Genomic DNA, 14,960 nt, shown 5'->3' on the forward strand with positions numbered 1-14,960 from the left:
GATGTGTGAAGCGAAGCCACTTTTCTGCCATCCCTTTCTTGTAACATTCATCCGCAGCAAGAGATAAGTTACTGATTATTAATGAGATAAATGGAAATTACTCATATATTCAATTCATCAATGTATCTCCCTTATACCCTCTTTGAACCCGTCACACGCTTCAACGATAATTCTGCCGGTGACATACAATGTGGCGACATGGGAGAAGAAGAGCTTCTGGCGCTCGGCCTGAATGACATATCAGAAAAAGTCGATCCTTATCGCCTTATATATTATGATTTTCCCCGACCTTACATGGTAGATGGCGTGTTTAGCTTAACAAACCTCGGCAGAGAAATATCTCACGATGAATGTGTCGATATTCTATTCACAGAAATGAAAGAACTGGAAAAAATGTTTTCATTCTATGGTGAATATCAAACACTAATAGATGAACTCATCAGACATTTCAGATATGGAAATGGCAGCGCATTTTATAGCCAGCAACTAAATTCCGCCTTTCATAAAAGAGTAAAGAAGAATATAAAAGACAGCCCTCTTTTTATAATTAAAGACTACATTCAGAGGGAATTTAAAAAAACATAAGACAAATATATTTACCCGTAATATTGCATGGAATCAAAACAAACTTGCTTAGTTCACATCTCGCTAAATTTAATAATCTGGAGGACAGAATCAATGGACTGGGGATCTGCGTTCACAATATTGCTGCGCAAAAGATAACCCTCACGAATCTTCAGAAGTACGCCATGGGCTGGAGCACTACGCTACATTTCGCTGCGCAGGATCATTTTGGGCTGGATGTTGCCGATATCAAGAATAAATTTTATCGCAAATTTCGTTTTTTCCGCATATGGTTCTTTTTACAGCGGCACAAAGATTTTGCCTTTAAACCTTTTTTCACAAATTTTAATACAGTCACCAGAATCGGTGCTTACTGATGAATAATAAATGTAAAAAAATAGCGCTGTGTTTATTCTTGCTGGCCGGGACCTATAATCTGTGGACCCTGCGGCCGGTTAAAATTCTGTATACCTATTCATATTTTGGCTCGACAGTTTTTCTGGTTGTGGATCATCTGCCGTGGACTGACAGAGATAAAATCAGGTGGTACCTGACGTACAGGGAAGAATTTAAGAGGAAATACCCTTTACTGGATCAGGACTGGTTTCGCTATTATGTAATAAATATTGGCAACGGCTTTACTAATGCTAAAAATTATCACGATGGGCCGTATGAAGATTTATATTGCTTTCCGACCATTAAGGATGATGCTGATTGTATTGTGAAAGACTATTTATTCATCGTTGATGAGTATTCCGATAGTAATACTACTTTTGGTGTAACCGTTATTGATGGCGAGCATGAGTACCAGTTAACGCCCGAGAAACAAATAGAGAGAGTTTTCTATCCGTAAAGCATAGCGGGAGCTGTGCTGAACCACCGCTATGACTCTGCGTTCCGCTGAAACTGTAGGCCGGATAAGGCGTAACCGCCATCCGGCACCAGAATTACAGCCAGTTCTTCCGCTTAAAGTAGAGATACGGCGCCAGCCCGGCAAGGATCATAAAGATAATCGCGCCAGGGTAGCCGAAGCTCCATTTCAGTTCCGGCATAAACTCGAAGTTCATCCCATAGCTGGAAGCGACCAGCGTCGGCGGCAGGAACACCACGGAAACCACCGAGAAGATTTTGATGATGCGGTTCTGCTCGATGTTGATGAACCCCATCGCCGCCTGCATCAGGAAGTTCACCTTCTGGAACAGCGATTCATTGTGCGGCAGCAGAGATTCGATATCGCGTAGAATCTCGCGTGCCTGCTCCAACTGTCCGCCCGGTAAGCGCGCCTTGCGCACCAGGAAGTTCAGCGCGCGCTGGGTATCCATCAGACACAGGCGTACCTTCCAGCCGATATCTTCCAGCTCCGCCAGCGTGGAGAGCGCTTCGTCGTATTCATCGCCCTGATGCCCTTCCATAATGACGCGGCTCAGTTTTTCCAGATCGCTGTAGATGTTTTCGATTTCATCCGCCAGTTGTTCAATTTTGGTTTCGAACAGATCGAGCAATAATTCATAAGCATTACCGTCGACCATCGCCTGACTGCGGGCGCGCATACGATACAAACGGAAGGCGGGCAGCTCGCGTTCACGCAGCGTAAACAGACGGCCATCGCGAATAGTGAATGCCACCGTAGAGTTACCGGCATGATCTTCCGCATCTTCGAAGAAGAAGAAAGAGTGGATATGCAGTCCGTCTTCGTCTTCAAAGAAGCGCGCGGATGCTTCGATATCTTCCAGTTCAGGACGCGTTGCCAGACTCTGGCCCAGCTCAGATTGTACGCGCAACCGCTCGTCGTCGTCCGGTTCGACCAAATCGATCCATACGGCATCAATCAGGGTTTGTGACTCCTCGACTTCCAGCCGGGTCAGTCGGTTTTTTTCCAGTTGAAATGCGCTCAGCATGACCGGGACTCCCAATGCGTAAAAATATCGGACAGCTCAGATGGGCACACAGAAACAAATTGGGTTTCAGACCATTAAACAGCCTGACTCAACGCGACGGGAAAAATGAAAGGTCGCTGACAACCGCTAAGGCTATCAGCAAAAAGGGATAGCCTTAGGAGTTGATCCTGGATGACAGGATAATGAGCCAGTATCTACTGGGTGTGTCCAAGGCGAATGTCCTCTTAGCGTAATCGTGGGCGCATGTTACGCCAGCAAAAATTTGCCGTCAACACGCAACGAAACGCGAAAAAGCAATAATTTCCCCTTATGCAGAAAGGTTAGCAGAGAGAGGCTATTTATCTATGATTTCAGAATATTAACATCACTATATCGCTGGATGGCGGCTTCGCCTTATCCGAACTCAAATCAACATGTTAACCACCGCGTAGGCCAGATAAGACGCGTCATCCGGCAATATGTGATTCGGTCAAACCGTTTCCAGTTTCGCATACGCGGCAACCAACCATTTGATCCCTTGCCCCTGAAAAGCCACCTGCAACCGGCTATGCTCGCCGCTGCCCTCCAGGTTGACAATAGTACCCTCGCCGAACTTCGCATGGCGCACACGTTGGCCGAGTTTATAGCCTGTGTCGTTTTCCGCCAGCGGCGTTCCCATTCGTTGATGGCTCACCGGACGACTGACGGTGGCGCGCAGACGAACCTCCTCCACGCACTCCTCCGGCAACTCGCCGATAAAACGCGACGGGCGATGGTAGACCTCTTTACCGTACAGACGACGCGTTTCGGCATAGGTTAACGTTAGTTTCTGCATGGCACGGGTCACACCGACGTAGGCCAGACGACGCTCCTCTTCCAGACGCCCGCCCTCATCCAGCGACATCTGGCTGGGGAACATCCCTTCTTCCATCCCGACGATAAATACCTGCGGAAACTCCAGCCCTTTTGCCGAGTGCAGCGTCATGAGCTGTACCGCATCCTGCCAGGTATCCGCCTGCCCCTCGCCCGCCTCCAGCGCCGCGTGAGAGAGGAAGGCCTGAAGCGGCATCAAATCTTCATCTTCGTCGTTGTAGCTGAACTGCCGCGTCGCCGTTACCAGTTCCTCTAAGTTTTCGATGCGCGTCTGGCCTTTCTCGCCTTTTTCTTGCTCATACATTGTGCGCAGGCCGGAGTCTTTGATCACCCGGTCGGTCTGCACATGCAGCGGCATGTCGGCGGTCTCCTGCGCCAGGGCGTCGATCAGCTCCATAAAGCGTTGTAGCGCGCTGGCCGCACGCCCGGCCAATGCCTTCTCCTGCAACAACTCACGACACGCCTGCCACAATGTTAGCTGGCGGTCGCGCGAGGTCTGGCGCACCACGTCCAGCGTGCGGTCGCCGATACCGCGCGTCGGGGTATTCACCACGCGTTCAAACGCAGCATCATCGTTGCGATTGGCAATCAAACGCAGATAAGAGAGCGCATCTTTGATCTCCTGACGTTCGAAGAATCGCATACCGCCGTAAATCCGGTACGGCATACTGGCCTGTAATAAAGCTTCTTCCAGCACGCGCGACTGGGCGTTACTGCGATAGAGGATGGCACATTGTGCAAGCGCGCCGCCGTTGTCCTGCCAGGTTTTGATGCGGTTAACCACAAAACGCGCTTCATCCAGTTCGTTGAAAGCGCAGTACAGCGATATTGGTTCGCCGTCAACGCCGTCAGTCCACAGTTTTTTACCCAAACGCCCATTGTTATTCTCAATCAGAGCGTTCGCCGCACTAAGGATGTTGCTGGTCGAGCGGTAGTTCTGCTCCAGACGAATGGTCTGCGCGCCGGGAAAATCATTGAGGAAGCGCTGGATATTCTCTACCTGCGCCCCGCGCCAGCCGTAGATCGACTGGTCATCGTCGCCGACAATCATCACTTTGCCGGTATCACCCGCCAGCAGACGAACCCAGGCGTACTGAATGTTGTTGGTATCCTGAAATTCGTCCACCAGAATGTTAGTAAACCGCTCGCGGTAGTGCTGCAGGATGTGCGGCTTGTTCAACCATAGTTCATGAGCGCGCAGCAGTAGCTCGGCGAAATCCACCAGACCAGCGCGATCGCACGCTTCCTGATAGGCCTGATACACCTTCTGCCAGGTTTGCTCCACCGGGTTACCATAGCTTTGGATATGGTGCGGGCGCAGCCCTTCGTCTTTCTGGCTATTGATGTACCACATCGCCTGACGCGGCGGCCACTGCTTCTCATCAAGATTCATCGCCTTAATCAGGCGTTTAAGCAAACGCATCTGATCTTCGCTGTCGAGAATCTGGAAATCCTGCGGCAGATTAGCGTCCATATGATGCGCGCGCAGCAGGCGGTGCGCCAGACCGTGGAACGTCCCCACCCACATTCCGCCCTGGCTTGTACCCATCAACTGGCCAATACGATGGCGCATTTCCGCCGCCGCTTTGTTGGTAAAGGTCACCGCCATGATGGAGTATGGCGAGTTGTTTTCTACGCTCAGTAACCAGGCGATACGGTGCACCAGCACGCGGGTTTTCCCGCTTCCCGCGCCCGCCAGCACCAGCATGTTGCTACGTGGCGCGGCCACCGCTTCGCGCTGTTTATCATTAAGGCTGTCGAGCAGGTAAGAAACGTCCATTGGCACCGCCGCGTAAAAACATGAAAACTAAAAACGCCCGGCGGCGCTTCGCTTACCGGGCCTACTTATCGTAGGGCGGATAAGCATAGCGCCATCCGCCAGAATGACTGGGAATTTATACAGAACTACTGGTGATTATATCAGCGAGGTGAGAGATGCCAACCGCGAAATTTCAATATGCGGCAGTAAACGGCTGTCCAGTGTCCGCATCAGGTCGGCATTTTCCGGCTTAATCCAGCAAGCCTGCATCCCACAGCGAATAGCGCCAGCCACATCGGTAGTCAGATCGTCGCCGACATGTAGGATCTCGCCGATCGGCACATGCAGTTTTTCCGCCGCCAGGAAATACATGTCGCTAAACGGCTTGGAACGCCCATCCGGACCAGCGCGCAGTACAAACTTAAAGTAATCACCGAGGCCAAACAGTTCCGGCTGGGCGTTGCCGTTAGTGATCGCCACCAGCGGCCATTTTTTCGCAAGCCGCTGTAACGTCTCATGGGTAGCCTGCGGAACCTCAATCTGGCTACGCCATTTGGCAAAATGCATCATCGCCGCATTCGCGCCGGCAATGGCCTCCTGCGCCGATAGTCCCGCATCCCGCATGGCCTGCTCTATCGCGCGATGGCGCCAGCGGGTAACGTCATGATAAATTTCCGGCTCCACTTCACGCACCGCCTGCCGTATCCGCTGTAAATCGACGTTTTGAAACGAACGTAGCAACGGGTGATAATTTTGCATAAAAGCGAGCGCTTCCTGCTCAGTACGCAAAATCACCGGACGGTTATCATAAAGGGTATCATCCAGGTCAAAGGTGAGCGCGGCAATACGCCCCAAAGGCCGGTAAAAACGCATTATTTCCCCCGTTTAGCGCGCGGATGCGCCGCGTCGTACACCGAAGCAAGGTGTTGAAAATCAAGATGAGTATAAATTTGGGTGGTGGAAAGGTTGGCATGACCCAGCAGCTCTTGCACGCCGCGCAGATCGCCGCTCGATTCCAGCATATGGGTCGCGAACGAATGGCGCAGCTTATGCGGATGCACGTGGCTGTTTAGCCCCTGCTTTATGCCCCATTCGGCGAACCGTTTTTGGACATTGCGCGCGGAGATACGCTTGCCAAGTTTCGACAGGAATAACGCCTCTTCATCGCTGGCGAACAGACCGCGCAGATCCAACCAGTGCTCAATCCACGTCACCGCGTTACGGCCAATCGGCAGGCGCCGCTCTTTGCTGCCTTTGCCCATTACCCACACTTCGCCGGTATCGAGATCGAGGTGTTTTATATCCAGGCCAACCAGTTCGGATAAACGCAGCCCCGCGCCGTACATCACCTCCAGCATCGCCCGGTCGCGTACTGCGAGCGGATCGTTGAGATCGATGTCCAGCAGGCGGTTAACGTCGTCGACATCAATATTTTTCGGCAGATGACGCGGCGCTTTCGGTGCGGAGACGCCCTTCGCCGGGTTAGCTTTCAATTCGCCCTGACTGACTAACCAGTCAAAAAAGCTCCGCAATGCCGAGAGACGTAGCGCCAGACTGGCAGGACCAAGCCCTTTGCGCCGACTGCGAACCGCAAAACTGCGCACTATCGCAGCGTCACATTGCTGCCAGCTTTTCAGCCCGGTTTCTCCGGCTAAAGCGATAATGGCATCAAGCTGACGCTGGTAGTTCAGCAGGGTAATGGGGCTAAGCTGGCGCTCCACGCCTAAATAGCGCAGGAACCGCGAGACATCCTGAGAAAGCGCGACATCCGTCATACGCGTTCAATCCAGCGCTCCAGCAGTTCCGGCAGCATCAGCGCGATCTCCTGCAAAAGCTGCGTCCCCTGTTCTGGCTGATAGTGATGAACGTCGCGGCTACTGAAAAGCACGACGCCGAGATCGGCGTCACGGCCCAACATGGACATCGCAACCGAACCAATCGCTTTCGCCTCTGGCAAAACTACCAGCAGTTCCGGGCCGTTTAGCGGACCAAGATAATGTTGCGACTGTCCCAGTCGCTGAATACGCAGCGGCTCGAAAGCCTGACGGTTTAACGCCAGATGCGTATAGCGCGACGGCGCGCCAAGTCGCCAACGATCCGGGAACAGACGCAGCGTCGCGCCGGCAAGCCCCAGATCGCGCGCCCAGCGGTGCAATCGCATCAGCATCTCATCCAGACTATCCGCGGCGACCAGACGGCTTTGCAGATGCAGCAGTCGATAAAACAGACTTTCATTGGCATGAGCCTGTTCCATCAGCAGCGTCATATTTTCTTCAAGCGCATTGATGTGATTACGCGCGCGGGCCATATGCCACTCAACGAGCGAAACCGTTCCCCGCACGGGATGGGGAACACGCATCGCTTCCACGGCATGGGCATTACGGATAAAAAACTCAGGGTGGTGGCGCAAGTAATCGACGACCGCTCGATCGTCCAGTTCCATGAGCGTTTCCTGTAGTTCTTCCTCTGGTTGCTTCATAAATGGATAAATCCGTCGTAGACATGTGCCGCCGGGCCAGTCATGTATAACGGATGACCCGGACCTTTCCAGGCGATATCCAGCCGACCGCCCGGTAATTCCACGCGTACCTCTTCAGCCAGCAGTCCCTGCTGAATCCCCACGGCAACGGCAGCACACGCGCCGCTGCCGCACGCGCGGGTCTCCCCTGCGCCGCGTTCATAGACTCGCAGCCGGATATACTCGCGTCTTACAACCTGCATAAAACCGATATTGGCGCGTTCAGGAAAACGCTCATGGCTTTCCAGAACCGGTCCCAGCGTTTCAACGGCCGCCGTATCGACGTTATCAACCTGAATGACACAGTGCGGATTGCCCATTGAAACTACGCCGCACAGTATGGTCTGTTCCGCCGCTCGCATAATATACGTCTTTTCCGCTTTGTTGGCGCGAAAAGGCACCTGCGTGGGTTCAAAGTTTGGCTCCCCCATATTCACCCGCACCAGTTCATCTTCCGTGACGCTCAGTACCATCCGGCCCTTCGCGGTACTGACCCGAATATCGCGTTTATTGGTTAGCCCTTTCAGGCGAACAAATCGCGCGAAACAGCGCGCGCCATTGCCGCACTGCGAGACTTCACTGCCGTCGGCGTTGAAGATGCGGTAATGAAAGTCCAGCTCAGGATCATAGGGCGGCTCAACCACCAGCAGCTGATCGAACCCTACGCCCAGGTGTCTGTCGGATAGCCGACGAATCAGCTCCGGCGAAAAAAAGACATTCTGCGTTACCGCGTCGACGACCATAAAATCGTTGCCAAGGCCATGCATTTTAGAGAATTGCATCATTCACTCCGTTCACGCGGGGACAGAAAACTATCCTCAGTAATTGACCTGGGACGGGCCATCTCCCGTTGCGCGATCGTTCTTATCGGGCATCGTGGACTGCGTTTGTGAATCGACTTTTTTCGTCGGCGGCGGCACACTTTTATCGGCTGGCGGGAAATAAAGCGGCCCTTTCAAACCGCAGCCCGTCAGGCTGAACAGAGTCAGAAGTACAGCGAGTGTCTTAAACACGTTTTTCATTATGGATTGCCTGTAAGTTCATGCTTTCTGTTTTCTATCATCGCAGGAGAAGGCGTAAAAGCAAGAGTTTGGCGGTAAACTGCAACGCCTTTTGTTCCAGGTTATACTGCCGCCATCACGAAAAAACGGGAAACGACAATGAATGACAGTGAATTTCATCGCCTGGCTGACGCTCTGTGGCTAACCATTGAAGAACGCCTCGATGACTGGGACGGCGACAGCGATATCGACTGCGAAATCAACGGCGGCGTGCTGACCCTCAGCTTTGAAAACGGCAGTAAGATCATTATCAACCGTCAGGAGCCGCTGCATCAGGTATGGCTGGCGACCAAACAGGGCGGCTATCATTTCGATCTGAAAGGCGACGAGTGGATTTGCGATCGCAGCGGCGAAACCTTCTGGGATCTGCTGGAGCAGGCGGCGACACAGCAGGCGGGCGAGGCGGTGAGCTTCCGCTAAGTGCTTTATTGCCCGGTGGCGCTGCACTTACCGGGCCTACCGGAGCCGAACGTAAGCCGGATAAGACGCGTCAGCGTCGCCATCCGGCCCGCTAACTATAAAAAATACTGCTGCAATAGCGGTGCGTCATGATCCTGGTTTGCCGGCGGCACGGTGTTGATAGGCTGCGTACGGAATGGGATCACCTGCGCGCGGCCATCGGTTTTCACTATCTGGTAGAACTGCGGCAGGTTAAAGTTGATAAAGCTGGAGCCATACGTGAAACGATCATGCGATGACGAATAGAAGCGACTGACGTCGCGCACCAGTTCTTCCTTACTACCTTCGCAGTGGTGATACACTTCCGCCCGGTTACTTTCGTCCAGGATATAAATATTAAAGCCTTTCTCATCGCCCGTTTCTTCAAAGAAGAACTGGATAATCCCTTCGCTGGCGAAGCCATCCACCACTGACGGCAATTTCACATGGTTGGTTTCCACCTGTACCGACAGCCCGTGCAGCTTGTTATGCGAAATAGCGCCGTAGAATTCGATAGCATTCTCCAGCTTCTGCACCGAGACATTCAGGCGTTCGAAGAATAGTCCCCACGTCTGCCCGGAAACCCGCAGCGCCTTGAAGCGACCGGTCTCCTGACGGGTGCTGGAAAGGCGTAGCTCAATACATTCGGAGACCAGTTGCTGCACGCGGGTGCGAATCAGGCCGCGAAGATGCTGACTGTAGCAGAACACCTCCACGCTATCCGGCGGCGCGGCATCCTGGTGCATTTTCCCCAGAATCGTTTTCAGCGCTTCGATCATCGCCTGCTCGCCGTTAAAGTGCAGAGTACGCACTTCGTTCCACGAGTTGCGATACAACAAGTCGATGCTGCCTACCAGACAGTTTTGCTCTTCGCCAAAGCTGAAAACGTCCAGCTTACGGAAGTCAAAATGCACCACTTTATTGCGGAACGCCGCCGTCGGGTCATATTCGAGGTTAACGATAATCGCCAGATGACGAATTTCACAGGGGCTGTAGAGCGCTTTCGGCGTCGGGGCAGGCAAGCGCAACGGGAAATGGTGCGAAACATCGGCGACCATCTCCTGCAGCTTAGGCAGGTCGACAATACCGTTGCCCTTAATAAACAGATGCGTTCGAGACGTCAGCAGGCCATTGAACCACGCCCACGCGACCAGCTTATTAAGATAACGGTTATATTCCAGCGGCTGATGGCTGATAATGGAATCCATGTTCGGCGCGCGGTTGTAGAGATACCAGCCTGAACGGTTGGCGCGCCCCGGCGGCACATGAATAAAGGTTAAATTCGGCTCGGACAGATCCGGTGATATCTGCGGGTTCACCAGCGTGACTTTACCCGGCAACGCTTCAAAAGCGGCGTACAGCTTACGCGTCAGTACGCCGATATCCTGCGGGCTGGCGCTCACGCTGAGGTTGTTGCGCCGCGCAAAGCGAATCAGATTGCGGTAGCTCTGCATCATTGCGTCGAGCAATTCGTTGTGGGCTTCGCGCACCTGATCGATTTTCCAGTTTGCGCGATTATCGAGCATGGTCAGACGCGCGTCGTCCCATCCCCACTCGCTGACTAACTGGCTTAATACTTCCCGACGCCAGCCTACGCAGGCGCGCTCACGGCTTAATTTCTCGCACACTTTCAGGTAGAAGCAGCGGCGGACTAAATCCAGCCGCGTCGGATCTTCAATTGCCGTCAGGTATTCAGTGACCCGTTCCAGCATCATGCAGTAGGGATCGAGTCCAAACGATACGATTTCACCGTCATGCAGACGTTGTTTAATGTCTTTCGCCAGCAGTCGTGGGTTGGGATATTCCCATGAGTAGGCTTCCAGCAGCAGCGTTTTCAGCACCGCTTTGTACGGCGAGTCAATGCTCTTGTATAGCTGCCACAGGCTGGCGCCAAAGTACTCTTCGGCAGAGAGCGAACTTAAGCCCCCCAGATCCAGCCACTCGTTTGGCGTTAATACGCCCTGCGCGTAGAGCGTCATGACATAGTCGTCGTAATGCTCTTCTTCGTCGCACGGCACCATACTCCACAAAATACGCTTCCCAGCCAGGCGCACAGCGGTACGATAAAACTCATCAAGCAACAGGATGTGCTGCGTAGAACCGCAGTCTTCCCCGCCCAGACTGCCGCTTTCGTTATGGCGGAAACGGTTTTCATCGATCAGGAAGAAGCTCACCTCAACGCCAAGCGAGGCGGCCCAGCTTTCCAGCAGGCTACACTTACGTTGCAACAACTGACGCTCTTCGCCGTCGAGCCAGGCCTGATGGCACACCCAGATATCCAGGTCGGACGAGCAACTCTGCCCGACCGAAGAGGTGCTGCCCATAGTATAAACGCCGGTAATCGGCAGCTCGCCCTTTGGCGGGTCCTGCGGCGACATACCGCGGTACAACTCAAGTTCGTTCAGATAGTGGCGTTGGGTTTCATCAGGCGTGTAGAAGCAAATACCGCTGGGAACGTTACCATCAAGGTAACCCGGCATCAGTGGATGGTGATAGTGCAATAATGTCGGCAGAAGACTGTAAACCTGCTGAAAAGCGGGCCCCATGGCAGCAAGCGCGCGATCCACGCGCAGTTGATTTATGGCATCCAGTCTCTGTTTCAGAGTCTCAATATAGAGGTACAAGACGTATCGCCTGATGTTGCTACCCGTCATGGTTCAGGTCAGTACTTCGCCGTCGCCATTCGGGATAAACCGTATGTCAAAAATAACCGTTACCCTTTCTCGTCTGCATATTTTTATCTAATACCGACGAAAAAATGGTCTAAAACGTGATCAATTTAACACCTTGCTCATTGACCGTAAAGAAAGATGCACTACATACAAGTGTAGCACCGTTCGCTGCGTGTAAATTCTTAAATACGGGCTGGCGGTTTCTCGTCATTATTCACTGCCATTGACGACACAGCGCCTTATCCTCTCACTCACGGTGACCGGAAAACTAACATCCTCTCTATAAGGATGTTAGGATGGTCAATGATTGATAATGACGGTAACAAGCATGTTAGACAATGTTTTAAGAATTGCCACACGCCAAAGTCCCCTTGCGCTTTGGCAGGCACATTATGTCAAAGACGCATTGATGGCAACCCATCCGGGACTGACGGTAGAACTGGTGCCGATGGTCACACGCGGCGACGTGATCCTCGATACTCCCCTGGCGAAAGTGGGCGGTAAGGGACTGTTTGTTAAAGAGCTTGAAATCGCGCTGCTGGAAAAACGCGCCGATATCGCCGTGCACTCCATGAAAGACGTTCCGGTGGCCTTCCCGGACGGTCTCGGCCTGGTGACGATTTGCGAGCGCGAAGATCCACGCGATGCTTTTGTCTCGAATCAATATCACAGTCTGGACGATCTGCCTGCGGGTAGTATCGTCGGGACGTCCAGTTTGCGTCGTCAGTGTCAACTGGCGGAGCGCCGTCCGGACCTCATTATTCGTTCATTGCGCGGTAACGTCGGCACACGCCTCGGCAAGCTGGACAACGGCGACTATGACGCCATTATCCTGGCCGTGGCCGGTTTGAAACGCTTAGGTCTGGAGTCGCGCATTCGCACAGCCTTGCCGCCCGAAATTTCGCTGCCTGCCGTAGGCCAGGGCGCCGTCGGGATTGAGTGTCGTCTTGACGACGAGAGAACACAGGCGCTGCTCGCACCGTTGAATCACTCGCAAACCGCGCTGCGCGTAACGGCGGAACGCGCCATGAACACCCGCCTGGAAGGCGGTTGTCAGGTACCGATTGGCAGCTATGCGGAAATCATCAACGGCGAAATTTGGCTACGTGCGCTGGTTGGCGCGCCGGACGGTTCGGTGATGGTCCGCGGCGAACGTCGTGGTTCACCCGAGCAGGCGGAGCAAATGGGCATCTCGCTTGCGGAGGAACTGCTGGAAAACGGCGCACGCGCGATTCTGACGGAAGTTTATAACGGCGAGGCGCCCGCATGAGTATTCTGGTCACCCGCCCCTCTCCCGCAGGGGAAGCGTTAGTGAGCCGTCTGCGCGCACTGGGGCAGGTGGCCTGGAGTTTTCCGCTGATTGAATTTGTCGCCGGTCGGGAGCTGCCCACCCTGGCCGACCGTCTGGCGACGCTGACGGAAAACGATCTGGTTTTTGCCCTTTCACAGCACGCCGTCGCCTTTGCCCACGCCCAGATCCAGCGGGATGGTCGAAACTGGCCTGCGTCGCCGCGCTATTTCGCGATTGGCCGCACCACGGCGCTCGCCCTTCATACCGTTAGCGGATTCGATATTCGTTATCCATTGGGTCGGGAAATCAGCGAAGTCTTGCTACAATTACCTGAATTACAAAATATTGCGGGCAAACGCGCGCTGATTTTGCGTGGCAATGGCGGTCGCGAACTGCTGGGCGAAACCCTGACAGCTCGCGGAGCCGAAGTCAATTTTTGTGAATGTTATCAACGAAGTGCGAAACATTACGATGGCGCGGAAGAAGCGATGCGCTGGCATGCTCGCGGCATAACAACGCTTGTTGTCACCAGCGGCGAGATGTTGCAACAGCTCTGGTCGCTGATTCCCCAGTGGTATCGTGAGCACTGGTTACTACGCTGTCGGCTGTTGGTCGTCAGTGAGCGTCTGGCGCACCTCGCCCGGGAACTGGGCTGGCAAGATATTAAGGTCGCTGATAACGCCGACAACGATGCGCTGTTGCGCGCATTACAATAACTCTCATAATGGGATGCCATAATGACGGAACAAGAAAAATCCTCCGCCGTGGTTGATGAGACCAGGGAGACCGTGGAAACCACGCCACAGCCAGTCAATACCGAGAAAAAAAGTAAGAACGGCGCCGCGCTGGTATTAAGCGCGGTGGCGATCGCGATTGCCCTGGCGGCAGGTATTGGGCTTTATGGCTGGGGAAAACAGCAGGCAACCGCGCAAACGGAAACCAGCGATGCGCTGGCGAATCAGCTGACCGCCTTGCAAAAGGCGCAGGAGAGCCAAAAATCAGAGCTGGAAGGGATTATCAAAAAACAAGCGGCGCAGTTAGATGACGCGAATCGCCAACAGGCGGCGCTGGCGAAACAACTTGATGAAGTACAACAAAAAGTCGCCACCATTTCCGGCAGCGACGCCAAAACCTGGCTGTTGGCGCAGGCTGATTTTCTGGTGAAACTCGCCGGACGCAAGCTGTGGAGCGATCAGGACGTCACTACCGCCGCTGCGCTACTCAAAAGCGCTGACGCCAGTCTGGCAGACATGAATGACCCCAGCCTGATTACCGCACGACGTGCGATTACTGACGATATCGCCAGCTTGTCATCCGTTGCGCAGATCGACTACGACGGCATTATTCTCAAACTCAATCAGCTTTCTAACCAAATCGATAACCTGCGTCTGGCGGATAACGATAGCGATGACTCGCCGATGGATTCAGATAGCAGCGAGCTGTCCAGTTCGCTAAGCGAATGGCGCGTTAACCTGCAAAAAAGCTGGCAGAACTTTATGGACAGCTTTATTACCATTCGCCGCCGCGATGATACCGCCGTACCGCTGCTGGCGCCGAACCAGGACGTCTATTTACGCGAAAATATTCGCTCCCGCCTGTTAGTCGCCGCACAGGCCGTCCCACGCCATCAGGAAGAAACATACCGCCAGGCGCTGGATAACGTTTCGACCTGGGTTCGCGCTTATTACGATACTGACGACGCCGCGACAAAAGCCTTCCTGGAGGAAGTCGATAAATTAAGCCAGCAAAATATCACGATGGATCTGCCGGAAACCCTGGAAAGCCAGGCGATTCTTGAAAAACTGATGCAAACCCGCGTGCGTAATCTGCTGGCGCAACCGACAGCCTCTACGGAAGCGCCCGCCACGCAGACAGACGCTCCGGCAACCGCGCCGCAAGGAGAATAA

General features: G+C 53.7%; 14 protein-coding genes and 1 pseudogene. 6 read left to right on the forward strand and 9 right to left on the reverse strand.

The features are described from left to right. The first annotated feature begins 96 nt into the window (after positions 1 to 96). Positions 97 to 941, forward strand: a pseudogene (locus F4V72_RS21985) (YPO3983 family protein). Then, entirely contained in the window at positions 941 to 1,417 is a 477-nt protein-coding gene (locus F4V72_RS21990; RefSeq protein ID WP_079796628.1) for a DUF943 family protein, read from the forward strand. The pseudogene F4V72_RS21985 and the gene F4V72_RS21990 overlap by 1 nt, the downstream one beginning before the upstream one ends. A 94-nt stretch (positions 1,418 to 1,511) precedes the next feature. On the opposite strand, the gene corA is transcribed toward F4V72_RS21990, so the two are convergent. From corA to lptM, 8 genes are all read right to left on the reverse strand, one after another. Beyond that, positions 1,512 to 2,462, reverse strand: coding sequence for a magnesium/cobalt transporter CorA (gene corA / locus F4V72_RS21995; RefSeq protein WP_000947142.1), 951 nt, complete (start codon positions 2,460 to 2,462; stop codon positions 1,512 to 1,514). 154 nt (positions 2,463 to 2,616) lie between these two features. Then, positions 2,617 to 2,673, reverse strand: coding sequence for a YsgD/CorL family protein (ysgD, locus tag F4V72_RS24555; RefSeq protein ID WP_212723238.1), 57 nt, complete (start codon positions 2,671 to 2,673; stop codon positions 2,617 to 2,619). Positions 2,674 to 2,931: 258 nt separating this feature from the next. Next, a complete protein-coding gene (gene uvrD, locus F4V72_RS22000; RefSeq protein WP_000383436.1) occupies positions 2,932 to 5,094 on the reverse strand; it encodes a DNA helicase II in 2,163 nt (720 codons plus the stop codon). A 135-nt stretch (positions 5,095 to 5,229) separates the two neighbouring features. Then, a complete protein-coding gene (gene yigB / locus F4V72_RS22005; RefSeq protein ID WP_023247395.1) occupies positions 5,230 to 5,946 on the reverse strand; it encodes a 5-amino-6-(5-phospho-D-ribitylamino)uracil phosphatase YigB in 717 nt (238 codons plus the stop codon). Continuing rightward, on the reverse strand, positions 5,946 to 6,848 hold the full coding sequence (gene xerC / locus F4V72_RS22010; RefSeq protein WP_000132874.1) for a tyrosine recombinase XerC: 903 nt from the start codon (positions 6,846 to 6,848) through the stop codon (positions 5,946 to 5,948). Before xerC ends, yigB begins: the two co-directional genes overlap by 1 nt. Then, positions 6,845 to 7,552, reverse strand: a complete 708-nt coding sequence (locus F4V72_RS22015; protein WP_023247394.1) for a DUF484 domain-containing protein — start codon at positions 7,550 to 7,552, stop codon at positions 6,845 to 6,847. Before F4V72_RS22015 ends, xerC begins: the two co-directional genes overlap by 4 nt. Continuing rightward, the gene (gene dapF / locus F4V72_RS22020) at positions 7,549 to 8,373 is read right to left on the reverse strand and encodes a diaminopimelate epimerase (protein ID WP_063389951.1); all 825 of its coding nucleotides are present in this window, start codon (positions 8,371 to 8,373) and stop codon (positions 7,549 to 7,551) included. Before dapF ends, F4V72_RS22015 begins: the two co-directional genes overlap by 4 nt. A 36-nt stretch (positions 8,374 to 8,409) precedes the next feature. Then, positions 8,410 to 8,613: an LPS translocon maturation chaperone LptM gene (gene lptM / locus F4V72_RS22025; protein ID WP_023247392.1), complete on the reverse strand. Its 204-nt coding sequence runs from the start codon at positions 8,611 to 8,613 to the stop codon at positions 8,410 to 8,412. Between the two features lie 138 nt (positions 8,614 to 8,751). Between lptM and cyaY the strand changes: the two genes are divergently transcribed. Then, on the forward strand, positions 8,752 to 9,072 hold the full coding sequence (cyaY, locus tag F4V72_RS22030; protein ID WP_053510983.1) for an iron donor protein CyaY: 321 nt from the start codon (positions 8,752 to 8,754) through the stop codon (positions 9,070 to 9,072). A 95-nt stretch (positions 9,073 to 9,167) separates the two neighbouring features. On the opposite strand, the gene cyaA is transcribed toward cyaY, so the two are convergent. After that, positions 9,168 to 11,714 (reverse strand): class I adenylate cyclase, encoded by a 2,547-nt coding sequence (gene cyaA, locus F4V72_RS22035; protein ID WP_023247390.1) that lies wholly within the window; start codon positions 11,712 to 11,714, stop codon positions 9,168 to 9,170. Between the two features lie 376 nt (positions 11,715 to 12,090). Between cyaA and hemC the strand changes: the two genes are divergently transcribed. The 3 genes from hemC to hemX are packed head-to-tail and all read left to right on the forward strand — an operon-like array spanning position 12,091 to position 14,960. Further along, on the forward strand, positions 12,091 to 13,032 hold the full coding sequence (gene hemC / locus F4V72_RS22045; RefSeq protein WP_023247389.1) for a hydroxymethylbilane synthase: 942 nt from the start codon (positions 12,091 to 12,093) through the stop codon (positions 13,030 to 13,032). Then, positions 13,029 to 13,769 (forward strand): uroporphyrinogen-III synthase, encoded by a 741-nt coding sequence (hemD, locus tag F4V72_RS22050; RefSeq protein ID WP_023247388.1) that lies wholly within the window; start codon positions 13,029 to 13,031, stop codon positions 13,767 to 13,769. Before hemC ends, hemD begins: the two co-directional genes overlap by 4 nt. 21 nt (positions 13,770 to 13,790) lie before the next feature. Further along, the gene (gene hemX, locus F4V72_RS22055) at positions 13,791 to 14,960 is read left to right on the forward strand and encodes a uroporphyrinogen-III C-methyltransferase (RefSeq protein WP_023247387.1); all 1,170 of its coding nucleotides are present in this window, start codon (positions 13,791 to 13,793) and stop codon (positions 14,958 to 14,960) included.

Origin of the sequence: Salmonella enterica subsp. diarizonae (assembly GCF_008692785.1) — a bacterium.
In the GTDB taxonomy this organism is placed as follows: domain Bacteria; phylum Pseudomonadota; class Gammaproteobacteria; order Enterobacterales; family Enterobacteriaceae; genus Salmonella; species Salmonella diarizonae.